The 25,709-nt window shown below is 43.9% G+C and carries 23 protein-coding genes; 10 read left to right on the top strand and 13 right to left on the bottom strand.

Going from position 1 to position 25,709, the window contains the following annotated elements:
• Nucleotides 1–241 precede the first annotated feature (241 nt).
• From ABW391_RS13040 to ABW391_RS13010, 7 genes are all read right to left on the bottom strand, one after another.
• A complete protein-coding gene (locus ABW391_RS13040) occupies nucleotides 242–628 on the bottom strand; it encodes a type II toxin-antitoxin system VapC family toxin (RefSeq protein ID WP_353482314.1) in 387 nt (128 codons plus the stop codon).
• Nucleotides 607–840: a hypothetical protein gene (locus ABW391_RS13035; RefSeq protein WP_353482313.1), complete on the bottom strand. Its 234-nt coding sequence runs from the start codon at nucleotides 838–840 to the stop codon at nucleotides 607–609. The genes ABW391_RS13040 and ABW391_RS13035 overlap by 22 nt, the downstream gene beginning before the upstream one ends.
• A gap of 136 nt (nucleotides 841–976) precedes the next feature.
• Complete coding sequence (locus ABW391_RS13030; protein WP_353482312.1) at nucleotides 977–1,264, bottom strand: T9SS type B sorting domain-containing protein; 288 nt, start codon at nucleotides 1,262–1,264, stop codon at nucleotides 977–979.
• A gap of 219 nt (nucleotides 1,265–1,483) precedes the next feature.
• Nucleotides 1,484–4,171, bottom strand: coding sequence for a peptidase associated/transthyretin-like domain-containing protein (locus ABW391_RS13025; protein WP_353482311.1), 2,688 nt, complete (start codon nucleotides 4,169–4,171; stop codon nucleotides 1,484–1,486).
• Between the two features lie 44 nt (nucleotides 4,172–4,215).
• Nucleotides 4,216–4,998, bottom strand: a complete 783-nt coding sequence (locus ABW391_RS13020; RefSeq protein ID WP_353482310.1) for a GLPGLI family protein — start codon at nucleotides 4,996–4,998, stop codon at nucleotides 4,216–4,218.
• Nucleotides 4,999–5,135: 137 nt separating this feature from the next.
• Nucleotides 5,136–5,507, bottom strand: coding sequence for a hypothetical protein (locus ABW391_RS13015; protein WP_353482309.1), 372 nt, complete (start codon nucleotides 5,505–5,507; stop codon nucleotides 5,136–5,138).
• Between the two features lie 69 nt (nucleotides 5,508–5,576).
• Nucleotides 5,577–6,077: a hypothetical protein gene (locus tag ABW391_RS13010; RefSeq protein ID WP_353482308.1), complete on the bottom strand. Its 501-nt coding sequence runs from the start codon at nucleotides 6,075–6,077 to the stop codon at nucleotides 5,577–5,579.
• 454 nt (nucleotides 6,078–6,531) lie between these two features.
• Here ABW391_RS13010 and ABW391_RS13005 point away from each other — a divergent pair, with 454 nt between their 5' ends.
• The 5 genes from ABW391_RS13005 (at nucleotide 6,532) to ABW391_RS12985 (ending at nucleotide 10,099) form a co-directional block, all read left to right on the top strand.
• Nucleotides 6,532–6,972, top strand: a complete 441-nt coding sequence (locus ABW391_RS13005; protein ID WP_353482307.1) for a hypothetical protein — start codon at nucleotides 6,532–6,534, stop codon at nucleotides 6,970–6,972.
• Between the two features lies 1 nt (nucleotide 6,973).
• Complete coding sequence (locus ABW391_RS13000) at nucleotides 6,974–7,861, top strand: IS4 family transposase (RefSeq protein WP_353482317.1); 888 nt, start codon at nucleotides 6,974–6,976, stop codon at nucleotides 7,859–7,861.
• A 513-nt stretch (nucleotides 7,862–8,374) separates the two neighbouring features.
• On the top strand, nucleotides 8,375–9,142 hold the full coding sequence (locus ABW391_RS12995) for a hypothetical protein (protein WP_353482306.1): 768 nt from the start codon (nucleotides 8,375–8,377) through the stop codon (nucleotides 9,140–9,142).
• A gap of 261 nt (nucleotides 9,143–9,403) precedes the next feature.
• Nucleotides 9,404–9,802: a YjjG family noncanonical pyrimidine nucleotidase gene (locus tag ABW391_RS12990; RefSeq protein ID WP_353482305.1), complete on the top strand. Its 399-nt coding sequence runs from the start codon at nucleotides 9,404–9,406 to the stop codon at nucleotides 9,800–9,802.
• A gap of 3 nt (nucleotides 9,803–9,805) precedes the next feature.
• Entirely contained in the window at nucleotides 9,806–10,099 is a 294-nt protein-coding gene (locus tag ABW391_RS12985; protein WP_353482316.1) for an HAD family hydrolase, read from the top strand.
• Between the two features lie 7 nt (nucleotides 10,100–10,106).
• On the opposite strand, the gene ABW391_RS12980 is transcribed toward ABW391_RS12985, so the two are convergent.
• From ABW391_RS12980 to ABW391_RS12970, 3 genes are all read right to left on the bottom strand, one after another.
• Entirely contained in the window at nucleotides 10,107–14,444 is a 4,338-nt protein-coding gene (locus ABW391_RS12980; protein WP_353482304.1) for a PKD domain-containing protein, read from the bottom strand.
• 208 nt (nucleotides 14,445–14,652) lie between these two features.
• Entirely contained in the window at nucleotides 14,653–15,201 is a 549-nt protein-coding gene (lptC, locus tag ABW391_RS12975; protein WP_353482303.1) for an LPS export ABC transporter periplasmic protein LptC, read from the bottom strand.
• Between the two features lie 36 nt (nucleotides 15,202–15,237).
• Entirely contained in the window at nucleotides 15,238–18,234 is a 2,997-nt protein-coding gene (locus ABW391_RS12970) for a T9SS type B sorting domain-containing protein (protein ID WP_353482302.1), read from the bottom strand.
• A 134-nt stretch (nucleotides 18,235–18,368) separates the two neighbouring features.
• On the opposite strand from ABW391_RS12970, the gene ABW391_RS12965 reads away from it, so the two are divergent.
• The 5 genes from ABW391_RS12965 to ABW391_RS12945 all read left to right on the top strand — a co-directional run bounded on the left by ABW391_RS12965 (nucleotide 18,369) and on the right by ABW391_RS12945 (nucleotide 22,004).
• Nucleotides 18,369–19,082: a CDP-alcohol phosphatidyltransferase family protein gene (locus ABW391_RS12965; RefSeq protein WP_353482301.1), complete on the top strand. Its 714-nt coding sequence runs from the start codon at nucleotides 18,369–18,371 to the stop codon at nucleotides 19,080–19,082.
• On the top strand, nucleotides 19,079–19,330 hold the full coding sequence (gene purS, locus ABW391_RS12960) for a phosphoribosylformylglycinamidine synthase subunit PurS (protein WP_353482300.1): 252 nt from the start codon (nucleotides 19,079–19,081) through the stop codon (nucleotides 19,328–19,330). The genes ABW391_RS12965 and purS overlap by 4 nt, the downstream gene beginning before the upstream one ends.
• 97 nt (nucleotides 19,331–19,427) lie before the next feature.
• Complete coding sequence (gene rsmI / locus ABW391_RS12955) at nucleotides 19,428–20,126, top strand: 16S rRNA (cytidine(1402)-2'-O)-methyltransferase (RefSeq protein WP_353482299.1); 699 nt, start codon at nucleotides 19,428–19,430, stop codon at nucleotides 20,124–20,126.
• Entirely contained in the window at nucleotides 20,116–21,120 is a 1,005-nt protein-coding gene (locus ABW391_RS12950) for a M28 family peptidase (RefSeq protein WP_353482298.1), read from the top strand. The genes rsmI and ABW391_RS12950 overlap by 11 nt, the downstream gene beginning before the upstream one ends.
• Nucleotides 21,121–21,194: 74 nt before the next feature.
• Nucleotides 21,195–22,004, top strand: coding sequence for an alpha/beta fold hydrolase (locus ABW391_RS12945; RefSeq protein ID WP_353482297.1), 810 nt, complete (start codon nucleotides 21,195–21,197; stop codon nucleotides 22,002–22,004).
• On the opposite strand, the gene ABW391_RS12940 is transcribed toward ABW391_RS12945, so the two are convergent.
• From ABW391_RS12940 to ABW391_RS12930, 3 genes are all read right to left on the bottom strand, one after another.
• The gene (locus tag ABW391_RS12940) at nucleotides 21,988–23,439 is read right to left on the bottom strand and encodes an outer membrane beta-barrel protein (protein WP_353482296.1); all 1,452 of its coding nucleotides are present in this window, start codon (nucleotides 23,437–23,439) and stop codon (nucleotides 21,988–21,990) included. The two genes, ABW391_RS12945 and ABW391_RS12940, sit on opposite strands and share 17 nt — an antisense overlap.
• Entirely contained in the window at nucleotides 23,420–23,995 is a 576-nt protein-coding gene (locus tag ABW391_RS12935) for an RNA polymerase sigma factor (protein WP_353482295.1), read from the bottom strand. Before ABW391_RS12935 ends, ABW391_RS12940 begins: the two co-directional genes overlap by 20 nt.
• 253 nt (nucleotides 23,996–24,248) lie before the next feature.
• A complete protein-coding gene (locus tag ABW391_RS12930; protein WP_353482294.1) occupies nucleotides 24,249–25,610 on the bottom strand; it encodes a TrpB-like pyridoxal phosphate-dependent enzyme in 1,362 nt (453 codons plus the stop codon).
• Nucleotides 25,611–25,709 lie beyond the last annotated feature (99 nt).

Genomic DNA, 25,709 nt, shown 5'->3' with positions numbered 1-25,709 from the left:
GGTGCAGTCGACCTTCATGATCCATCACCTGCAAGAGTTGGAGGAGATTTTTTAGGGTTTGCTTATTTTCCAGGTACCACTTTTTCCATCTCTTTTTTGGCTGGTAGCTGTAGATACACAGAGGTGATTGCCTGTTTGCTCGTAGTCTTTTTGGTACCTGCTGGTTCAACGTCTGGAGACATTGTTCCAGCGGTAGTGCAATGTTGGAATACTGAGGCTAGCGTGATAGACATAGCATCTCTTAAAGTATTACCAATCCAGGTATTCTTTGAAAATGATTGGTATTTAATGTTTTGATGGGTAAATCATTTTCGAGGGCTGTGGCTTCAATTAAAATGTCAGTCACCTCAATCATGTTTCCTCTTTTGCGTAGGTCTTGATATATAAAGCCAGCATTTTTAGCGATATCGGTATTCAAAGGCAAAATGAAAACTCCTTGTAAAAGGGTATCTATATCTTGCCTTTTCTTGAGATCCGTTGCTCCACTATATAGCTCAAACGCAGTAATCGAAGAAACATAGAGAACCGTTTCAGTTGGAAGTTTCGCTAAAGCGGTATTTGTACGATCTTTTGATCGAAGGTACTCTATAAATATTGATGTGTCAATTACCATTCCTGTACTTGCCAATTGTTTATCTCTTTTGTAACCCCTTCAATTACAGAAACATCTTCATCTGACCACTCACCAATGGAAAGAATTTGATTTCGATAGGCATCGTAATTGAATGCTTCGACGTGCTTTGATTTTTGCTGAAACAATAAAAAGTCCAGAAAATTCAAAAGTTGCTTTTGCCTCTCTTTATCTAACAATTCAAACTTATTCAGGATTGACTCTCCCATAGTTTAACTAATTTGAAAACTCAATTTAATCAGAAATCAGGATTTTTGAAAATAAAAATTAGACTTGTTGAACAAAATAGTCCACTCAGAAACTTAAATGACGCTTGAATGGGATATTTTGTTCACAAATCCCACCTTACCGCACCAGCGTCACCTCCCCTTTGTATTGTTTTCTTCGGCCTCCCAGTTGTTCAATCTCGATCCAATAGACATACACACCAGGAATGGGCACTTGCCCATCGATGCGGCCATCCCAGCCGCTGAGGTTGTCCATGTCGAAATTGTCCCGTTGAAACACCATTTCACCCCAACGGGTGTAAATCCGGAAGGTCAAAATTTTGGTAGCGCTGAGGGGGCCGCCATAAATGGAGAAAAAATCGTTGAGTCCATCCCCATTGGGGGAAAAAGCATGGGGAATGAACACCTATGCCGACCAGCTCAAAGCCGCGCTGGGCATGTAGTGGAAGTGGATAGGAAGTAAAAAATAAGCCGACGCGTTGGAGTGTGGATCTAAACGTCCACTGGCGTCGGTGAAATCTATTACATTAATCGAATCAGTCTTCTCTTTTTGCAGGAAAAATGGAGGGGTAGTTAAGGTATTTTTGAAAGTTGTTGACTACCCCAAATTTTTGGGATTGACATTTCAAAAACCAAAATTGATTTTTACCATTATACATCTTGGCAGCAAACGATAAGTGGAAGTAGAAGATGCAATTTCATTAAATGAAAATACTTTGAAAGCCTTTACATTAAAGATATTATTGGCGTTAAGCTGGAATGCTAATCTTTTTTTTGTGGCAAATTGAAGACTTCCATCAATAAATAGATAAGATTGTTTTGAATTATTAGCGTTACCTAAATATTGAAGGTCATTTTTGACTTCAATCAATATTGACTTGGAGATGGATAGTGATAAATCAATAAAAGTATTAAAATTACTATTTTTGAGCTTAATAGGAGATAGATATGAGTTTTGCCGCCATTCCATGCCCAAGTGAAAATTTAACCCATCTTGGAATACTGAACGAAGTTCAGTACTGAAAGTAACGTTATTGAATATTATCGTTCTTGGGATATCATTGACGTAATTAAGAAATGCGTTTTGGCTATAGGTCCCATTCACCTTGAGATTGCAAGATATGATCTTTATATACTGGTCTATTGATGTATTATAAAGATACATGTATTTTTTATTTTGCAATAAAATGGTTTCACTCTGGGAGAATAAATCTGTAATGGTTGTTTTTGTAGAAAAATATTTATATGGTTTGTGAAAAATAAAATTCATGTTAGCCAGGAAACCTTCAATCCAACTGCCATAGGTGTAGTTAAATAGTAAGCTAGAATTATTTGAGAACTCAAAAGCTCCAAGCCCTTTAGATAGGCTGCGATAGTCCTTGAGCATGTACTTAGGGTATATTTCATTGACACTTGAGAGTCCTCTATGTAGGTCGTAGCTTAGTAAAAAATGATGTTTTTTTTCTGGTTGGAAGCTTAACCCAAGCTTAAAATTGGGAAATAGTGCTATATTTTTTGTATGTAAATTTTGCTCTGGGTATTGCTGATTCTTATTCCAAATTTGATGTAGTTCAATTTTAGAGTACATCGATAATTTTTTATTTAAATGATAATTATAGTTATTAGAAAAACATAGGTCAATAGTCTGATTAGTGAAATTATTCAAAAAATCAGACCCGAAGCCAATTAGACTATCGTTCGTATTTTTGATGGTACCAAGATAGCTGTTAAATGTATTGCTATATTCTGAAAATAACATTTTTGAATCCCAAGTATGTTTTTGAATCTTATTTAAGTAACGAATCTCAATTGCTTTATAGTTCAATTTTATATTGTTTTTTTGTTGAATGTTAGAGTTCGAATCATTATGAGGGAATAAATCATTAAATAGTAATGCGTCAGCAGAATATTGCTGAGGAAGTGTATTTAATTTGTGTCGAATCGATATTGAAAAAAGCTTATTATCGTCTACTTTTTTAGAATAATTAAAATAGTAATCGCTTTTTATTAGCTCGGAGGATAATGATTCAACTATTGGGTTCTGATTAAATTGCAATCGAGCATTATTTTGATCGGTGGCTTTTCCGAAATTTACCCAATATTCGATTCTTTCCTTGTCACTCTTATCCCAGGTCAAAGAAAACTCTATATTTGATGCAAAAAAAGAATTTCTACTGTTATAATTTTCGGAAAAAGCTCCCCGACTTCCTAATAAAAATTGCTGTGTTGTTTGATTAAAAAAACGCACAAGATCATTAGCTAGAGAGATAGAAGATTTGGTTTTTATTTTTTTATTAGGTGAATACAATAAATGAATGTTAGCTAACTTAGCTTGATTGAAAGTATATCTATTCTTTTTTAAATTTGGTAAATTATACCCAAGTTGGATTATTTTACTTAGTGTTACATCTTCACCTAGCGATTGACCACTTCCTGATGTATTGCCAGATATAGACGCGAGAGAATTACTTTGACCGTCATCTTCTCCAATGTTATTTGCACTTGAAAAGGAATAAATTTTAAATTTATTTAGTAATGAGATTGTATTTAACCTTGCTTCATAAAATCCTTTGTTCCCAAACCCGAACTCGCTATTGCCAAAAAGGGAAGCCTTAGGCCCCTTATTTAAACGAATGTTGATCGCGATTTTATCCGATTGATTAATGCCTTTATGTAGTCTATTGTATTGAAATTTATCAATTATTTCCACCTTGTCTATTAATTTTGCACTTAAATTTTTTGACAATATTGCATATTGTCGCCCAACCAAGTCGTCACCATCAATCATGAGCGTCTCAATTGCCTTCCCATTTACTTTAATACTACCTTCCTCCGTAATCTGGACTCCTGGTAGCTTTTTCAACACATCTTCGGCAACATTCTCTGTACCATTAGTAAAATGGGATACATCAAAAACAATCGTATCTGTCTTTATAATAATCGCTGTGCTTCCTGAAATAGTCAATTCATCCATTAAAAATTGCTTAGGTTGCAATTTAATTTTTTTTGATATTATTGGCTGGCCTTGCATTGAGTCCAGAGATAGGTCACAGATAAAAGTCTCAAACCCCAAATAATCTAACTTTAGCCTTAAAGAGTCTTCATGATGCAATAGTAAGCTAAAATCGCCCTTTTGACCAGTTATATTGAATGCAATAATTCGTCCTGTGTACTTGTTTAAAACTTGAACGCTTGCAGCTATTAATGGCTGATCTTGTTGATCAACTACATGTCCTTCAATAACTATAGTTTGAGCTATAGTTATTGAAGGTAGAAACCAAATTAAGAAAGCAATGTGAAATCTACGTAACATAGTAGTAGTATTAATGGTTAAAATATTTCTATTGGCCTTATTTGCTAATGGTTTGAGCTTTCCGAACGCTCAAGAGAGTTATTAGTTACAGTGGTAACTTCAAATTTAGCACCCCGAGGAAGCTTTGCCTGGATGAATTTCGAGAAATTATTTCCTAGGTTCTGCCCCATCAAGAAATAATCATGAAATGATATTTCTTTTCCTTCACTTGGAGGGCTAATACTATTCTTACTAACAATGGCAGGGGTTATGGATTGTATTTGGATGTGTAACGCTTTCTCTTCGTCAAAAACCTCAGCAACTAATCCGGGTAACCCGTGTAATTTCCATGGACCTAAATACAGTGGTATATCAGGTATAAACCATGCATGATAAATTCTACCTCTAAATTTTCCAATTGCATTTTGACAAAGAAATTTACCTATTCGCTTTTGCTCAGTTTTAATTTCCCAATTGATTTTTTCAATTTGCTCTTTAACTATGAATGGTTGGGTTTTTCCATCTTGAAAAAAAAGTTCTCTGGAAACCATAACATTCTCTTCTAAGTCAGTATAAAACCTAGTTCCAATAGAATCATTGGTTCTAATTTTTAATGAGACTACTCGATCTCCAGCTTGATCATTATCTTCATTGCTGGTGATTTGAGATTGGGTGGCCTCAGGAATAAACTTAAAGAGAGATTTACTGTTTGTAATTGTTAATATTGCTGTTTTTTCCTTTATCTCATCAATGTTGTAGATGCATCGATAAGTGACAGCAACTGCGCTCTGCGCGTTGGAAATCAGTAGATTGAAAAATAAAAAAGGCAAGAAAAGTAAATTTTTCATGGCTTCAATTTTGATAGATGAAGTGAAATGATTAGGGTTGTTTAATTCATACCAACAGAAGCAAGAAAAAAACAACCCTAAAGAAAAAATCAAGAAATCTTATTAGTCAATGGTGTGCCTGTAGCGTTAGGGCTACCCTAAAAATCATCTGAAAATAAATCATAAACTTTGAGCTTCAAGCAATCCCACCAGCTAATTCCAGTAATGGTTATAGTACCTTCAATTCTTGTACCATTATCAAATTCAGTATTGACCTTGATTGTACAAGTAGATACGACTGGGTTTTTTTCTGAATTTTGAAGCAACTGCACTGAGTTAGTCTCTTCAAATTTTTCAACAGAAGTGGTCTCAATCTTTTTTAATACCCAGTGTTCGTTGCTCTTTATTTTTTGCACTACAGATGCTTCGATTGCAGGACTATTTTGGTCTTTTTGCATCGCAGCTTTAGTTCCTGCAAAACACATACTAGAGGCCAAGCCTAAAAGAGCAAATAAGAGAATCTTTTTCATCGTTTTTTTTAATAAATGCAGAGGAAACTCCATGTAAAAGGTGTTACCTCTGCATTGTTGAAGAAATAGTTATTGTAATGCTTCCATGATGTCACTCATTACCTCAGCGGCCTCTTTACAGGTACTAGCAGTAACTTTAAAGGCAACTTTAACGCTTTTTCCAGACTCAGTGGTAACTGTAACATTTCCTTCAACGGTACAGGTTCCTGTTGCAACCGAACTTTGAGTAGCATCCAACAAATCAATTTCTAAAGACACTTCCACTTGATTAATGGAGTTCTCTAAACTAGACATAATCACTGTTTCTTGAAAAACAGCTAGATCATTGGCTTTACATACCTCAATTTTGCTTGCTGCATGTGAATTGCCTGCGATAAATAGAGAGAACAGAATAAATGAAAACAAGAACTTGATTTTCATAACTTTAAATTCAAACAAATTACAACTTTCCCCTACTTCTTTTCCAGACGGTTTCGGGATGCCCGCCAACGTCCCAGCTCGAATTGCGCACTTCGCACTGCAACGACAATTTTCAACTCCAAGTGACTTGGCCTTTTTGAAATCAGCCAATTTATTTTCTGCCTGATTTCTTTTACAAAACTACTACCACCCGCACCTCCAATCAAGGCACTTTTACAAACATTTGACCACCCCAAATTTTTGGAATTGCCCCGTACGTGCCATTTTTGACCACCCCAAATTTTCCTCCCATTTCCAAAAAAAAATCTCAACCTTGCCCTCCAGTATGAAACAGATAGCCGTCACAATAGCTGCCATAATTTTGCTTATAGCTCAGTGGGTGTAATCAATCTGCCGAGGATGCGAGCGCAATCCCGGACAAGATCCTTTTTTCGACCATGCCTGCACAGTGTCACAGGCATCGACTTCATCAATCAAATCCAGTATATTGAGGAGTACAACCCATATAGCCTGCTGGAACAACGTCTCTCAGACCTTATCCTGTCCCATTAAATTTCAGGGAAAATATAATTATACTTATGGGTAAAAAAAAGCTGATAGAACTATGATTTGGGCAATACAAGAGATGAAAGGCGCGGATGTAGGTCATGAGCGTTATCGGAACATCGCGATGCAGATTTTGTACAGTATGGGTCAGAACAGTGGATTATCTTTTTCATCAGCCCTTGGGGAACGTTTGCGCAAATCGGCGCATCGACTCTTTTCTCAACAAGAGATCGATCTGCAACAAGGTCATCGTGAGCAAAGTGTATTGCGTTGCGCCGGACATGATTGGGTCTTAGCCTTGGAAGATACCACTGATTTGAATTATCAAGATCATCCATCAAAACAGGGCATGGGGCAGTTAGGAGGGATGTACGATTGTCTGGGGATTAGCATACATAGTGCGCTTTTGGTCAGCCCTCAAGGAGAGCCCTTAGGTGTACTTGGGCAACACCTCTGGGCACCAAGTAGTAGTGGACGAGAAAAGCGAGTGAGATTATAAGATTGAGGAGAAAGAGAGCTATAAATGGCTGCTTTTGCTCAAGCAAATAGAAGCAAGTTTCCATTCCACAAAGCATACTGTAGTGATTGTAGCAGATCGAGAATCTGATTTCTATGAGCATTTGGCTCATGATCGATCTGCTCAGATAGGTTTTGCAATTCGAGGTCGTTCAATGATTCGCAATATATGGTTTGGAAACAAAGCTACCAAAGTCCAAGATTTGCCAGCAACTTTGGAACCACAAGGGATAGTAGAAGTTCCGCTTACTAAGCAGAAGAACCGAGAGGCGAGAATAGCTAAACTGCAAATTCGATACGGGGTTTTTACCTACCCCCCTCCAAGTCATCATCAAGGCAAGTCTATTGCTCTAACTTTAGTTCATGCTCGAGAAATCGATGGACCTGATGAGCCTATTGAGTGGTATTTATTCACCTCTTTTGCGGTGAATAGTTTTGAAGATGCTCGCTTGGTACTTGATATCTATACCAAACGTTGGATGATTGAGCGCTTCCATTATATCCTCAAAACAGGGCTTAGAGTCGAAAAACTGCAAATTGATCATTTTGACCGCTTGACCAACGCACTAAAAATGTATGCCATTGTAGCTTGGAGAATCCTGCATCTCAACTATGTGGCCAAGGCAAGCCCGCAGCGAAAGGCAGGCGAAGTTTTTGAACACCTCCACATTCAAATTTTGCAGGCCATGACCCACAAGCAAATCAAAACGGTAGTTGATTTTGTAGTAGCCCTAGGTTCATTAGCAGGGTTTAAGCCAACCAAAAAACAGCCTTTGGCTGGGGAAAAACTACTTTGGCAAGCTTGGAGTATTCTCCAGAATGTCCAGTGGGGATGGGCCCTCGCAAAGGACAAATTTAATGGGACAGGATAAGGTCTTCAGACTTGAACCGATTATTCCCGCGTCTCTGACGCATGAGTAAGCACTCTGTAAAAGTCAAGGCGAGCATCAAGCATCAAATGGTAAGAACGCTTTGACTGAAGAAAAAAACGGGCTTTCGCTTCTAAAGAATGCCTCAAATGGTGTATTTTTCTGGGAATTGTGAATGCTTGTGCGTCCAAGATGCAGGAATAATAAGAACAAGTCTGGACGTTGTTCCAGCGGTTGATTATGTGTTGTTGTTGAGCCCCAGGCCAAAATTTGCTCAACATCCCTATATGTTGGAAATTATGGAGCAGTTAAATCAGGCTTACACTAAAGTTTCGACTACGGAATTGGGGCGAGCGAGCTTGTATAAGAAGAGATATTGTAAGAGTAGACTATTTCACCAAAACTATATTCCTTATGAAAACACTGTTTGTGCTTATTTTTACTTTGTTTGTGTGCTTCATTCAAGGCCAAAATTACATTCCATATTACAACCTGATCAATGAGGGCAATAAACTCTTGTACCACAAAAAATACCAGGAAGCAGCCGATCAATTTGAAAAGGCGATGAGGCTGGTCAAGTATGTACATTGTAATACTTATACAGCAGCGGCTATTGCCCAGTCGCATTTAAACAAATACAAAAAAGCGATGGCTTACCTTAAAAAATCGATTGAACAGGGTGGCTGGACCTACAGCCATATTAAAGGGGCTAGATTCCAGGAAAAATTTACAGAGATGCCTGCTTATGAAAAATTGACATCCCAGGATGCTGCACTGGTTAAGGTTCAAATAAATGCCATTTACGCTCATCAATTGGATAGCCTATACCATATTGATCAAGACACTCTCCGAAAAGATGGAAAGCATCAGGAATCAGCAATGTATTCAGATAGTTTGAATTTTGCTGTTTTGCTCAAGTTAATTGACAAATATGGGTTTCCTTCGGAGCAAATTGTTGGTCTTACTGCAGCACACCAAGCCGAAATCATCATCCATCACAACGCAAGGCTTCCAAAAAATGAGGCGTATTGGCCCTTGTGGCAAGATGCTGTAAAAAAGGGGGAGCTCAATCCTGAAGTATACGCCTGGATGTATGATCAGTATTTGGCGTGGTACAAAAAGGAGACCCCTTATTTTTACCATTGTATTGCCCCCATTGACAAATTAAGCATGGTGGAATTGGAACTTGTGGACCAGCATAGGAAAGAATGGGGTATTCCACTTTTAGCTGCTTATGCTATTGAAACGACTGGTGGCGGTATGAGTTTCACGAAGCTGTATTGAAATGACGAATTTTTCGAATAACGAATGACGAATAGGGTGGATGCGCCTGAGGTTTTGGAAAGCTTGAGATTGGAGTTCCATTTGTTTGTACCAACCAACAAAACTTGGAGGCGACGCTCCCAATTCGTCATTCGTCATTCGTTATTCGAAAAATTCGCCATTCGTTAAAATCCACTATTCTCCCCTTCCGCTGGTTAAAATCTTCAGACTTGTTTCAGCGGTTAATAGAATAATAAATTATAATCTCTCATCTTTCCAACTATGAAATACCGCCATTTATTTTTTGACCTGGACCACACCCTTTGGGATTTTGAAGTCAATGCCAAGGAATGTTTTCAGGAATTGTACATGGACAAGCAGCTGCAAAGCCGTGGAATCGACGACTTTGATGCATTTTTTAGTGCGTATTCTACGCACAACGAACGACTTTGGGGCGAGTACACCAAGGGCTTGATCCTTCAGGCTGAGCTGCGTTGGCGCCGGATGTGGCTGGCACTAATGGATTTCGGCGTTGAAGACGAGTCACTCTCCAAAACAATGTCGGTAGAGTTCCTGGAACGTTTACCTTACAAAAAAAACCTGTTTCCACATACCATCGAAATACTGGAATACCTCAAAAACAAAGACTATGTCTTGCACCTAATCACGAATGGTTTTTAGGAAATTCAGGATCAAAAATTGCAAAGTGCTGAGCTACAAGGCTATTTCCTAGAAGTGATTACTTCTGAAACTGCTCAAAGCCTAAAACCGAATCGAGCGATTTTTGAATATGCCCTAAAGCAAAGCAAGGCTCGCCCGGGCGAAAGTATCATGATCGGAGACAATCAGGAAGCAGACATCCAGGGAGCTACTAATGCAGGCATGGATACGGTTTTTGTCAACCATATCCATGCAGTACCACAGGTGCAGTCGACCTTCATGATCCATCACCTGCAAGAGTTGGAGGAGATTTTTTAGCCCCACCTTACCGCACCAGCGTCACCTCCCCTTTGTATTGTTTTCTTCGGCCTCCCAGTTGTTCAATCTCGATCCAATAGACATACACACCAGGAATGGGCACTTGCCCATCGATGCGGCCATCCCAGCCGCTGAGGTTGTCCATGTCGAAATTGTCCCGTTGAAACACCATTTCACCCCAACGGGTGTAAATCCGGAAGGTCAAAATTTTGGTAGCGCTGAGGGGGCCGCCATAAATGGAGAAAAAGTCGTTGAGTCCATCCCCATTGGGGGAAAAAGCATTGGGAATGAACACCCCACAATCATCGGAAGTGATGGCATCAAAAAGAAACAAGGTATCGCTGCAAATCCCTTCGTACGAGGCAATCAGTTTGATGTCGTATGCGCCCGTGTCGTACACCGTACCAGGGTTTTCCAGGGTAGAGGTTTTTCCATCGCCAAAATTCCATTCCCAGCGGTTGGAATTTCGGGAGAGGTTTTGAAAAATCACCGTAAACGGCGCACAACCCGTTGAGTCGCCATTGATGGAAAAATTGGCCTCTGGTTTGGAGCGGATCAACAAGGGTTTGGTGATGGTGTTTTCACAACCATTGGGGAAGTCTTTGATCGTTAAACTGACCTTGGTGCTGAGGCCTCCTTTTTGAAAAATGTGCTGTGGAGAGTATGTGACCGAATCGATGGTGCCATCGCCAAAATCCCAGCGAAAGGCTGCCCGTTCATTGGAGCGGTTGATGAAAGTAGTTGCCTGTAGCTGGCAAGCATACCGATCCGTAGCAAAATTGACGTCGGGCAGCGGTTGTACGTAAATTTTTCGACTCAGCGAGTCGTACCCACAACCCGTCAGGGCTATCAGGGTGACGGTTAGGGTGGTATCCGGGATGCGATAAACATAGGTCGGATTCCGCTCCTGAGATGCTCCGCCATCGCCAAATTTCCAAAACACCCTGCGGGGCAATGGCGCGGAAGCATCGTTGAATTTAATGGATTTGTTGGGGCAAACGTTGAAATCATCCAGGTTGAAAAAAGCCCGCACTCCTGGCGAGGTTACAGTCAACGGGAAGGTATCATTGGAAACGCCGCAAACGTTTTTTACTTGCAATTTGATGAGGTATACAATAGTGGAGGTGTCTGCGCCATAATTTTGAACATAGATATCCCGGCAGGTGGTATCGATCACCCCGTTGTCAAAATCCCAGACGCAAGCGTCCGGAGATCCGGTAGAACGATTGGTAATGGTAGCAATCACTGGCGAACACTGATTGCTCAATGAATCCAATCCAATCCGCGCTACGGGCAAAGGGAATATAGTGATTTCATTTTGATCAGTAGTGGTGCCACACTGGTTTTTGATGCTCAGGGTGACTTTGTAGCGCAAAAAAATGCTGGTGTCGTTGGCATAAACGTAGCTGGAATCCGGCAGGTATTTCGCCAAGGAGTCACTAGTCGTTCGGCCAAAATTCCAGGAATAACTCAGTCCATTCCGCTGGGCCGCATCGGGTTTGAAAGAAACTTTAAGCGGCGGACAGCCCTCCAACGCACTGGGGGTAAACGATGCCGGCGGCGGCGGGGCAACCACCGTAAATTGCTGGCTCATGGTATCCGAACAAGCGCCGATAAACGCAATTTGCGTGATGCGCTGTTCGCCTTCCGGGATAAACTGGAAGGGCGGAGGATCCAGTGGAATAGTGCCCAACAACCAGCGCGAGCGTTCTGCTTTGGTGCCAGTTAGTTCGATTTGCACGAGGCCATTTGAACAAATATTGCCCTGGGCTTTAAATCCAGCTTGAGGACGGGTGATCCGCACATAAGCAGCGTCGGTACTGTTGCAACCTATGGCATTCAAGACGGTATATATCACTTGTATCGAGTCACGTGGCGTACTCAATTTGCGGGCATCAAAGCTGCTGCCGGTTATACAGCCAGGGCATTCTGTCGAACTCCAGGTTCCGCCCAAAGGCAAGCCTTTCAGCTGGGTAGCCGAGTTGAAACATACATCCACACCTTGGGCATCCAAACTCACTTGTTGTACGTCGATGACAACCGAATCTCGCTGGGCGCAAGTGCCTGATCCATTGCGGTAAACCATTTTGAAAGAACCCGCTTCGCTGGGGGTAAACGTGAATCCACCTGGCGTTGCATTGATAAACTTGCTGTTCTGCCAGCTTCCGCCCAGCGCCGAAACATTGATGGGGAAAACCGCAGAATTTTGACAAACCGATGTATCGCGACCAGGGATAGTGATTTTTAAGGGGCTGGGAGTGCGTACAAAAAAAGTATCTCGTTTAATTTGCGTCCCGCATACATCCGTCAAGGTCGCTTCTACGACGTATGCGGTATTGCTGGATCCCAAATCCAGGGGAAAATTTGTAGCCCTCAAACCGTTAACAGTGTACAGTGCGCCAGGAATGATCGGAGTGGGGGTGTACCGAATTAGGTTGCATTCATCGGTTTGCGTATTCAGGCTGAGCACAACTCGGGCATTCACTACAAAGGTAGCGGTGTCGCTGCGCTCGCAACTCCCATCCCCGCGTACATAAACGATGGGGAAAGTACCCGCCCTGACTGGATCAAAAGCAAACCCATTGCCCAGCTTGATCACGTTGCTGCCTTTGAAGGTACCTCCCAGGGGTAGGGCAGACAAGGTTCGAGCAGAATCTCCGGCGCAAAGTTGGGTAATCGGTAAAAGAGGTTGAGTAATGCCCACCGGCAGTGCCCCCGTTACTACGAAGGTATCTCTGGCTTCTTGTTTGCCACAGGTATTCTCAAAAGTGGCGATCACGTTGTACACATCCCGATTGGTACTCACGGTAATCGGAACCGGAAAATTATTTCGCGGATTTCCATTTAAACTGTAACGGGCATTGGCAATCAAGGGAATAGGGGTGTAACTGAAATCCAAACATTCGTCGGTTTGCGGCTTGATGCTCAGTCGAACGTTTTCTTCTACGGTTACTTTGATGGTATCCCGGCGTTCGCAATTGCCATTGCCACGCACATAAATCAGTGGAAAAACACCAGGCCCACTAGGCGTGAAACTCGTTGCGAATCCTTGCCTGCTGAGGTTGTTGCCCACCCAGTTGCCACCAATTGGTCCTGCTCTGAGTAGAATGGCGCTGGTTTTTTCACAAACGGTGGTGTCTTTGCCCGGAAAAGAAATGGCCACTGGTTCGGGTTGCAATACAAAAAAAGTATCCATCCGCATCTGGTTGCCACATTCATTGTTGAGGGTAGATTCCACAATGTAGGGTGCAGGGGTTGCCGGAAGGGTAGATGGAAAATTGGCAGCAGCTACTGAAATGCCATTGATGGTGTAAGTGGCTTTGAGGTTGAGTGGATTGGGGGTATAATTGAGCGAAATACAGCCATCCTCCTGTGGTTTAAATGGGAGGAGTGCTTCGGCAGATTTGGCTTCGATGGTCAATGTCTTGGTACTCGGTTTGTTACAGGCATTGTCTGAGGTAAGGGTAACGGTATACACGCCTGGCTCGAAAATATCAAGGCGACTGGTTGCCCTTCGGCTGCTGTTGTTCACCCAGTTGGTTCTGCCAGGTCCCGATACTGCCCAGGTGTACAGGGTGGTATTTAGGGTGCCGGTACTGGAAAGCCGTACCACGCTGCCACGCGATAAACAAACCACATACCGATCAGGCCCAACTTCAATTGCGCCCGAATCGACTCTGGCCAGTGCAAGGGGTTCGCCCAAAACTCGGATCGATTCTTCGGTAGATACGGTTCCACAGGCGTTTTTGGCGGTTAATTTTACCGTTTTATTGCCCAAATCCAGGTAAGTATATTTTGGACTGCGTTCTGTACTGGTATTGCCATCGCCAAAATCCCAGAGGTATTCCATTTTTTGATCATTGCTCGGACAGGTCTGGTTGTTGAACGCGATTTCATTGCCAGTACAAACAACATTGGTGGTATTGATCAAAATATCGGGCCGTGGAGGCATCTGGTAGGTGATGGATTTGCCTACATTTTCGAGTTCACCATTGGAATAGCCCGCAAAAACGCTAATGGGCAAAGAAAACCCGCACAAATCGCTGGTGATGCACTTGTAGGTACACTCTTTAAGGTATTTGCTGGTGTTGTATTTGTGCTTTAGGATTAAAGGTTCTCCTTTCAAAATACTAATCGGTGCGGTGCCGTCACCCCAGTCCAGGCTGATTTCTTTTAGGTCCAGGCTTTGGTTGGGGGTGATCTGAATTTCTACAATGCTGTCGGCAATGCAGCGCCGCTCAGTGCCATTGAGTACCGTGACCTGAACGGTCTTGGTTTGAGCTTGTAGTTTTATAAAAGTACACAGCAACAAACATACGCATGCAAAAAGTAGTCTAGGTGACATGATGATCCATGGGTTTTGGAGGCACGAGGGTGCGAAATGTGAATAGGGGAATGCAAGACTAAATTATTTTTTGGGTATCAGTAGCTGTAACGCAAAGAAAGCACATTTTTTTATTTCGTATAATTGGGAAGTACGGTGTTTTGGTAATTTTTTAGTTAAAAGATCGATTTGGAACAAAAAAAGGCAGGTTTATGATAGGATACGGTCTCTACTGCTTCACTTCCAGGCTTCCATCCACCGCATTGAATTTGATGTTGGTAAAATCCTGATTGGCCGTAAACCCATGACTCCGGATGGTATCCTTAGGGGTGGTGACCACCACAAAGCGGTTGGTAGAAATTTGCTGCTCGCGTTCATTCCAGGTCAATTCCGGGGATTCCAGTTTTTTCCCATCCACACTTTGCCATACCACACTATCCCGCACCAGGGTGATGCCTTTGTATTCGTATCGAACTGCATATTTTGCGGTGAGCGTCCCCGCTAAAGCACCGAAAGTATTGAAAAAATTGACCTTAATGCCTTGGATAAATTCCTGACGTGGATCATCGCTGACCAGATGGCGCAACATTACTGGCCCCCGGATGCGCACGCGTATCAAAGCTGAATCGCTGTACAACATGTCAACATCCTGAATTTTTTCAATCGCAATGTCGGACTTTGAAAATACCTCCACCGCATCCTCCTTGCCTTTGCAATTTTGCAAAAGCAGGAACGCCAATCCGAAAAGAAACAATGCCTTGCAAAATGTCTTGAGCATAATTGTAAAAGCTTATCAGGAGGCAAAAATAAACAATTACCGCACCAATGTCACATCCCCTTTGAACAACAAAATTTCATCGTCGATGAATTCAATTTCGGCAACGTAAACATAAACACCACCAGGCATAAGTTGATCTCGGTAAATGCCATTCCATCCCAGGGATTCCTGTCCCAAGGGTAGATCCTTTGCGTCGAACATTTGTTCTCCCCAGCGGTCAAAAATTTGCAATCGGCGGATTTTTCGGGCTGCAGGCCCTCCGTAAAGCGTAAAGAAATCGTTCTTCCCATCCTGGTTGGGGGTGAAAGCATTGGGAGGATAAATTGGACGATTCTTAATCACGGTTACCAACAATTCATCGGTAGCCTTACAACCTACTGGATCGGTTACTTCGATTTTAAAGCGTACCGTGCGCAAAGGCCCTGCCACTGTGGTTTGACAGGTAGAGCAGTTGACCAAATCGGCAGGTGACCATTGGTATTTGACCGATGCATTATTTGGCGAAGCAAAAAGGGTTATTTTTTGACCCAAATTAATGGATTGATCCAAACCTGCATCAACCAATAATGGGAAGGGTTGTGTAATGGTTACGTCCTGAGATGCGGTACATCCTCCGGCATCTTCAACCGCAATAGTGTATCTCGTTGCCCGTAATCCAATAAATTTGTTGTCGCTTTGAAACGAACTTCCATTGATGCCGTATTTGTAGGGTGGCCGACCGCCAGCACCCAATAAACTGATCACTCCCGTCTCCTCTCCAAAACAAATGACATTGGAAGCTTGGATGTCACCAATGGTGAGCAAGGGCGGATCTACCAGAGTAGCCAATGTATCCCGAATGCAACCTTTCGAATCAGTCAAGGTAACCCGGTAAACACCCGCAGGTACATCTGACCGAAATGGCGCAATCGAGCCGTTGTCCCACAGGTAGGTGTAATCTCCAGACCCTCCTGAACCCACAATGTCAACCGATCCATCTTTTGCACCAAAACAATTGGGATCGTTGTTGTCAATCGTCAATCCCAGGCGGGGAAAATCTTCAACAGAAAAATTGAATTCCCCTTTGCACAAATTCTGATCCCTTACAAATACCCGGTAAGTACCTGCCCGGATGTTGCGCAAGGAATTTGCTCCCCGAAAGCCTTGGCCGTCGTTCCAATCGTATTGATAAGGTCCTTTTCCATTGCCCAAATTGACCACAATGGAGCCATTGGGCAATCCAAAGCAGGTTGGACGGGTTATGGCATCAATTTTGGGATCCAGAAGCAAGGTAAGTTCACTGACTTTGAGCAAGGTGTCTTTTTCACAACCATTTTGATCGCGCCAGCGCAAGGTATAATCACCTGTAGGGATGTTTCGCAAGAAAGGGTCTGCACTCAAAGGGCTGTTGTTCCAGCTGTATCGATACGGAGCTGTTCCCCCGATAAGCTGCACGCTAAGTTCGCCATCCCGGCCTCCATTGCAGGTGGCTTGCTTTCCTTGGGCACTGATTTTAAATGGCGCAGGGCCATTGACAGTGAAAGATAGGGTCGTATCACAAGTGGCCTGATCGGTGATTTTTACAGCATAATTACCAGGGCTGAGGTTGGACAAATCTTCGGTGCGCGTGCCATTGTTCCAGGCAAAAACATAAGGGCCATAACTGTTGCTTACCCCCACATCAATCGACCCTGTTTTGGAATTGGGGCAATTTTCATCAATCGACTTGCCGTTGAGCGAAAAATGGTCGCCGCAACATTTGACCTCAACCTCTTTGATCATGGTTACCTGGCATCCGTCGGTACTGGTTACATTGAGCACGATATTTTTTTTGCCAGGTCGGTTAAACTGGGCTTTATGGGGACCTTTGCCAGATATAAGTCCACTGTTGGTGGAAGTTGCGCCAAAAAACCATTCCCACTTGGTCAATCCACCATTGAAACTGGACGCATCGGTAAAACTGATCTCCTGGCCAATACAAGCGGGGCTGATGTCGAAATTAAAATCGACTTTGGGGCCTACAAAAGTACCTGTACCTGAAAAATTGATGGTGTAACCGGAGCCAGACTGGCTAAAGTTGTTGACCACCAGCGCATACGCTTTGCCTTTTTCCATGGCTAAGGCAGATACAAAGTTGTTGTTGGTTGGATCGCAACCGCAATATTCATTTTCGCCATTTTCTCCGGTTTTGAGTCCCGTTGGGCCGGTGCACCGGATCCAGTCGCTTAGGGGTTGGCCCACGTTTTCACCTGCTGACATACACCGAATCGTCCTTTTTCCACCGCAACTATTGACTCCATTTGGCAATTCAAAAACCATAAAATCGATGTCATCGTTAGGGTTTAAGGGGTTGATGGAAAAAGCCAGGGTACCTGCCACATCACAAGTCCATTTGAACCAGTTGGATTGGGATTCAGAAGGATCGCAACCCGGTCTTCCGCACAAACCATTGATTTCATTAGGATCTCTTCCTTCCCCGCGCACAAAGGGAACGGTTATTGCCCGTTTGTCGCAGAGGATATTGCCTGTACCGCAGTCGCTACTGGGTACCTGGGTGGCGTTGAAGTTGTTGATGCACAACTGGAAAGTTCCATTGTTGTTGGAACGTGAGCTGAGTCGGATGTAATACCGCTGACCCACCACGATTCGCGAAGTAAGAATTTGGATGGTATGGCGGCTATTGGCATCTGAAGCACAGGCATTGATTTCCCTCAAACTTCCACAACTACCTGTGTACAAAGCAAATTGAGGTGAACGCAAGGTTCCTCCTGGATTGATACGGGTAGCGCCAGAAATACTGACACTTACATCAGAAGCAACCGCATCAAATGCAAACCAAATATCGTTGGGAATATTTGCCGAAGGCATACACAATGGGGTGGCCAATCCAACGGTTGGTGTAGCGCCTACCGTGGTGAATTGGGCTACTCGTGAACACCAGCCATTGACCGTATCCAACACGATGGCGTTGGCACAATCGTCATTGATTGGTCTTTGGGCATAAAGTTTACACAATGCAAAAAAGCAAAAGAATAGAATAAATGTTTGTCTCATAGCCTGTCAGTTTGGGCCTCTCAATTTAAAAAAATTACCTAGCTCCTACAAATAACGCCATAAACCAGATTTATATCACCTTAATTGGAAAGAGGATGATATTTTTGTGGTTTTAATGACAAAATTAATACTCCATGCTTCGCCATTTACCCAATGCCATTACGTTGTTGAACCTGTTTTGTGGCGCCTGCGCAAGCCTTTGTCTCCTCTACGGACGTTTGGAATGGGCCATTGGGTTGGTTGCGCTGGGTGCATTAGCCGATTTATTGGATGGGATGGTTGCCCGCTGGCTGAAGGTGCACTCCGAATTGGGCAAGCAATTGGATTCATTGGCGGACATGGTTTCTTTTGGCTTGGTGCCGGGATTGATTCTCTATGTGCTGATTGCGAATGCATTGAATGGAGAATGGCCACATGATTTGGAAATCAGGGCATTGCCCGCTTTTTTAATTACCCTGTTTTCTGCCTTGCGTTTGGGTAAATTTAACCTGGACGACCGCCAAACCGATGGGTTTCTGGGCTTGCCTACTCCGGGATGTACCCTTTTTATGATTGGCTTATTGGGATTGCATCTTGCTCCTGAAGCGCATTTCAATTTTATTTTGCAACCTGTTGCGCTTTATGCCATTACCATTCTGTTCTCAATACTGATGGTGGTAGAAATTCCCATGTTCAGTTTTAAATTCAAATCCTTACAATGGACAGGGAATGAGATAAGAATTATCTTTGCGGCGATTGCAGGATTGTTAGTGCTGGTTTGGCAAATAAAAAGCTTGTCGGCAATAGTGCTTTTGTATATCTTGACATCTTTTTTCATCTATTTCTCTAAGCGTAAACCATTGTCATGAAATTTGTTGCAGAAATTGACATTATGCCCCATAAAGAATTGCTCGACCCTCAGGGTAAAGCTGTGGCCAATAACTTGAAGAACATCGACATCCACGAGGTATCGGATGTACGCATTGGCAAACACATTACCATCAGTCTCGAAGCGGAAACGGAAGATGCTGCCCGCGAAATCGTAGACAATGCCTGCCGCAAGCTCCTAGCCAACCTGATTATGGAATCCTTTTCGTTTGAATTGAAGTCGGAATAGGTTTTGAACTTTGGGTTGTACACCATTTTCACAGCCTTGTGTACAACTGTGTGCAACCCAAAATCTGCAACCCAAAATCTAAAACCTAAAGTATAAAATGGTCATTTACCTCGTTCCCACCCCCATCGGCAATCTTGAAGACATAACCCTGCGTGCCATTCGGGTGTTGAAAGAGGTTGATCTGATTCTTGCAGAAGACACCCGAACTTCCCGTAAATTATTGGACCACCTCGGAATCACGACCCCTCTTTGGGCGCATCATGCCCACAATGAGCATACGGCTATCAGCAGCGTATTGCGAGAAATTCAGGGGGGCAAAAAAATCGCTTTGATCTCTGATGCGGGTACTCCGGGGATTTCTGATCCAGGTTTTTTGCTGGTGCGGGAATGTGTGCGCAATGGCGTTCGGGTAGAATGTTTGCCTGGAGCTACTGCCTTGATTCCGGCATTGGTTTTATCGGGTTTGCCTTGCGATCGCTTCCATTTTGAAGGTTTTTTACCACACAAGAAAGGCCGTCAAACCCGCGTTCAATACTTGGCCACGTTGCCCAATACTTTTGCTTTGTACGAATCTCCGCATCGGATTGTCAAATGCCTGGAGCAATTGATTGCTTTTTGTGGGGAAGAGCGAACTGCCTGTGTGGTACGCGAATTGAGCAAATTGCACGAAGAGGCACATCGAGGTACCTTGGCCTCCATAATTGCGTTTTTTAAACAGCATCCCGAAAAAGTGAAGGGAGAAATTGTAGTTGTTGTAGCCGGTAAAGATGACAAAAATGAAAAAGATGAAGAATAAGTTGGCCGTAATGGGTGTACTGCTGTGTGCTCTGGCTCTGGTGTTTACCTTTTGCAAAAATGAACCTAAAACACCAGTGGTTGACGAAAAACCAGTAGAAGCGGCAAAGATTCCTGCCTTCAATCGGGATTCTGCTTTTGCATTCGTAGCGGAGCAAACCGAATTTGGACCCCGTACCCCCAATTCTCCAGCCCACGAAGCGTGCAAAAACTGGCTTTCCGCTGAACTCAAAAGTTATGGACTGGAAGTCATTGAGCAAAATTTTCAAGCCAAAGCTTATACGGGTACGTTGCTCAATAGTACCAACATCATTGGTCAGTACAAACCCAATCTAAGCCGACGCATTTTGTTGGCCGCACACTGGGATTCGCGCCCAATAGCCGATGCGCCTGGATCACCTAAGGCCGACAAAACAAAACCCGTGATGGGCGCCGACGATGGCGCAAGCGGAGTCGGCATTTTGCTGGAGGTAGCACGCCAGTTGCAAGCCAATCCAGTGGATATAGGTGTAGACATCGTGTTTTTTGACGCCGAAGACTTTGGGGATTACAATTCCAATGGGGATACCTGGTGCCTTGGGTCACAGCATTGGTCAAAAAACTTGCATTACAAAAAAGACATTCGCCCGGAATACGGCATTCTGCTGGATATGGTGGGGGCTTCTGCTGCTCGTTTTGGTTTTGATGACATTTCTTATCAGCGTGCTCCAGAGGTACTTCAAAAAGTATGGGGGCTGGCCAAAGACATGGGCTATGGTCAATATTTTGTGGAAGAAGGCGTAGGAGGCATCACCGATGACCACGCCTATGTGAACTCCATAGCGGGCATCAAAATGATCGACATCATCAACAAACCTTTGGGAAGCCAATCCGGCTTCGTTGATCATTGGCATACCACCGATGATACCATTGATAAAATTGACCGTTTTACGCTAAGGGCAGTAGGGCAGGTACTCTTGGCGGTCATTTACCGGGAATACAACGGCGAATTGTAAGCTTTTTAATGGGATGGAAAGCGTTCTTTTTTAACCGTTCCTAAGAATCAGAAAAAGCGTTCTATTTTTCGGGGATGCAAAAACATGTACTTCATCTTCCTGGCGGCGATTTGCAATACCATCAATTTGGTACTGGATCTCATTTGTGGATCGCTTTCCATGGTTTTGCACGGGATGGAAGCAGCTATGCTAATTTGTCTGCCTATTTACCTGACGATGCTTGTTTGCTTGCATTTGACCTCCCCTGGCATGGAGGAACGGATTGGAAAAGAGCCGTTTTTACGCTTGAAGACCTCGTACAAGCAATCGATCAAGTCCTGGCTTTGAAACAACAAACCCGTTATACCGCAATAGGTTTTAGCTTTGGGGCACGCCTGTGCCTGGCTTTGGCTACCACGGAAGTTCCCAGATGGAAAAGATTGATCTTGTTGGCGCCAGATGTGCCTTATCGTGGCTGGTATTCTTTTTTTGATCGAATCCCACTGTGGTTCAAAAAACAAGGAGTGAAACTTTTTGCATTTGCGGCAAGCCTCCTTAAAGTTGCCAAATTTCTAAACAAATGGAACATCGTGGATGCATTCAGTTACCGTTTTTTGCGTTTGCATCTACAATCTGCGGCATCTCAAAAGAGATTGACAGGCATTTGGCTTTCTGCTGCCACATTTCCCACTTTGGACAAGGCGATTAAAAACTTGAATACACAACCTCAATTGCCCATTCAATTGATTACAGGTGAGCAGGATTCGGTGATTCCACCAGCGGCCTTTGCGCATTTGGCGCAACAAATTCCTCATTTGCAATGGACAAATATTTCTGAAACGGATCACGACCTGCTCAGTTCAACTGCACTTGGCAGATGGGCAACTACTATTCGAGAATCCTGATCCGAATTCCCGTCCACAAAGACAGCGTACTGATCCGGTCGTGACTTGGTCCAAATCCATCCGAAAAATGGCCTAAGGAATGTTGGTAAGTAGGTTGGATAAACAAACTCCAGCGATCAGACATAAAATGCTCTATCCCCAAGCCGAGGTTTCCGGTCACGTAGCCATTTTCTTTGATCGAGCCGCCGTCCAAAATTCCTTCTGACGTATTGTCAAATGGAATATTGCGCATTTCGGGTTTTTGTGGCGTAGAAGGAGAAGATGTAGTGGTGATAAAATAGGAAGCCGACGCTGCAATTTGCAAGGATGCACCCATTACTGCATACAAACGGGTACGCTTGTGCAAGAAAAAGTTATAACGGGCGTGAAAAGGAATATTGATGATGTCAAGAGAAACCTGATTGAATGAAGTTGCGGTATAACCCTGATCGAGATTGCCTCGATATTTCACAATCTGCCGAGGATTGTAGGGCTTCGCTGCGTAGATCAGCCCCGTTCCCAATTCCCAACGCCCACGTTCAGCCGAAAAAAGAATTCCACCACTGTAGCCCATGGCATAGCGATCAAATGCTTTGGTACGGTTTTCGGTACTCGGCGGAGTCATGATTCGGTTGTAATCCGGGCCACCAAACATGGCTGCACTCAAGATGGTTTTTTTGCGGAAAGGCTTGAGCGCGTTGGCCTCAAAAATACTCAAGCGACGCTCCAGAACGGCATGCGAACGCTGCTGATCCAAAGGCGCCAGTTGGTTGCCAAATACGTAGTAATTGGACATGGCCTCGGTGTGTTTTGGGTCTTCAGCGAGGGGTGCCTGATTGCCAAGTTCCGGTGTTTTGCCTTGAATTTGTGGGGTGTTCGTTGCCTCCAGCGTAGCCAAGGGAGAATTGTTCAGATGTGAAACAATTTCAACTTCGGGAGCCAGGAAAGAAAAAGCTGGCTCATTCGCATTCTGATCGAAGGCCAATTTTGACAGAATTGCTTGAGGATTGTATCTTGGTCGCGGTTGTAAAACCGTATTGGTTGAGTTGGTTGCAGCGCGTTCAGCGATGGCCTGAGTAGGCAAATTGGCCGGTTGTGGCGCAATCAGCGGTTTGTTTTCAGGATTGGAAAGCGGAAGTTGGAAGAAAAGCAACAAGACCAGCGTGAAAACCAGTGCTTCGCCAAACTTGGAGCCCAAAATGAGCTTACGCAGGTAGAGCGCCTCTTCCATGCGTTGGCGCAATTTTGCCCAATGACGAGGTACTGCACCTACATTGAAATGGCGCATTTGTAAAAACACTTCCCGATCAAACGCAGTTTCTGCGGCGTTGAGCGGTTCCAATTCCTCATCGGAAGCAATTGCTTGCTGCATCCGTTGCCAATGGTCGGCACGGAACTCAGGATTCAGGTTCTCCAGTTGTTCGCGTATGACTCGGTCAAATTGCTGCTGCTCCATGTTCATCGTAGTTGCGGGACATCAATATCTCCTTCAGTTTAAGCCTTGCCTTCACCAAATTGGATCGGGACGTACTTTCAGTAATATTCAATAGTTCGGCAATTTCCCGGTGGGAATAGCCTTCCAAAATGTACAGGTTGAAAACGGTGCGGTATGCAGGAGTGAGTTGTTGAATGGCCTCCAGGATTTCCTTTTGGCTGCACATACTTACTGCGTCCGCATCGTCGTTGCTCAATTGCGTAGCGTGATCAAGGTCTTCAGTTCGACGACGAATACTCTTTCGGTAAAAGTCTATCGCTGTATTGACCATGATCCGACGCATCCAGGCAGTAACGGATGTGCCGAGTTGGAACTTGCTGACATTTTTAAAGACCTTGATAAAGCCTTCGTGCAATATGTCCAGGGCATCTTCCTCTCCATTGGCGTAACGCAAACAAATACCCATCATTTTTCCGTAGTACTCCTCATACAAAGCTTGTTGCGCCCAGCGTTCATTCCGGACACAAGCCTGAATTAAGTCGTCTTCTTCATAGTGGGCAGGCCATGCTATTTCCATAGACCATAAAAATTTATCCAAGCTACGAAGATTATTCCAGACTGCCAATAGTCAAGCTCAATTGGTCATGAATTCGACAATCGGGAAACGTATGGAGAAGGGAGAGTGCTGCTTTTGACAATGTAATTCTTACGTCATAGATTGCGAGAAAGCCAGCTGTTTCTAGCCCATAATTTTTTAATCCCAAATTTCACAAAAAAATCCGCTCAACCATCCAACAGACAATTGAGCGGAAGATGTACAAGCTAAAAATTTATATCACCGGCGTATCCAACATCGCCAACGAATCAGCAATCTCGGCATTTGTTACCTCGTGCTTCACCAGGCGGTTGTTGAAGAAATCGTCGTAGGCCTGAAGGTCGAAGTGACCATGACCGCAGAGGTTGAACAGAATCGTGCGCGACTTGCCTTCTTCTTTGGCCGCTTGCGCTTCTGCGAATACGGTAGCCAGCGCATGATTTGCCTCTGGCGCAGGAATAATGCCCTCCGTTTTGGCAAAAAGCACGCCCGCTTCGAAACATTCCAACTGATCATGCGAGCGGGCTTCGATCAATTTGTCTTTCAGCAATTGGCTCACGATTACTCCTGCACCATGGTAGCGCAAACCACCTGCGTGAATCGGCGCAGGTATGAAGTTGTGGCCCAAGGTGTACATGGGCAGCAAGGGCGTCATGCCGATGGTATCCCCAAAGTCGTAACGAAATACGCCACGGGTCAATTTGGGGCAAGAAGAAGGTTCGCTGGCAATGCAACGGATGTTTTTGCCCTCTTCCAGGTTCATGCGCAGAAAAGGGAAGGCAATGCCTGCAAAATTGGAGCCGCCCCCAAAAGGAGCTACCACCACATCGGGCATGTCTCCGGCTTTTTTCATTTGCTCAACCGCCTCCAGGCCAATGATGGTTTGGTGCGTCAAAACGTGATTGAGTACGCTACCGAGGGCATATTTGGTGTTTTCGTCCATCGCAGCCCGTTCCACTGCTTCAGAGATTGCGATGCCCAAACTACCTGGTGAGTTGGGATCTTGTGCCAAAATCTGGCGTCCAGCCTGGGTATGGTCGGTAGGAGAGGAGTATACTTTGGCCCCCCAAGTATTCATCATCATTTTGCGGTAGGGCTTGCCATCGTAGCTCACCTTTACCATGTATACTTCACACTCAATGCCAAAGTGTTGGCAGGCAAAAGACAGGGCACTGCCCCATTGTCCAGCTCCAGTCTCGGTGGTAATGCGCTTTACGCCTTCCATCTTGTTGTAGTAGGCTTGTGCTACCGCAGTATTGGGCTTGTGGGAGCCAGCAGGACTCACGCCTTCGTATTTGTAGTAAATCTTGGCGGGGGTATCCAGCGCTTTTTCCAAAGCATAAGCCCGGTAAAGCGGGGTTGGACGCCATAGGGTGTAAATATCGCGAACCGCATCCGGGATTTGGATCCATTTTTCAGCACTAACCTCTTGTTTGATCAGCTCCATCGGGAAGAGCGGCGCCAATGCTTCCGGGCCGATTGGTTCTCTGGTGCCAGGATGTAAAGGTGGCAACGGCTTGTTCGGCATGTCGGCCACAATGTTGTACCACTTTTCTGGGATTTCTTGTTCAGTCAATAAAAATTTGCGATTTTGCATGAATCTGGTTTTTAAATTTTGAAAAAGCTCCGGAAAGTAAAGATTAATATTTTATTTGTATTCGAAGAGCCTTTCTTTTTTTGTTTGTACCGTAGTACC

This window comes from Haliscomenobacter sp. (assembly GCF_040403615.1).
In the GTDB taxonomy this organism is placed as follows: domain Bacteria; phylum Bacteroidota; class Bacteroidia; order Chitinophagales; family Saprospiraceae; genus Haliscomenobacter.
Note: the sequence above shows the minus strand (reverse complement) of the source record. Positions and strands in the feature narration are given on the sequence as shown.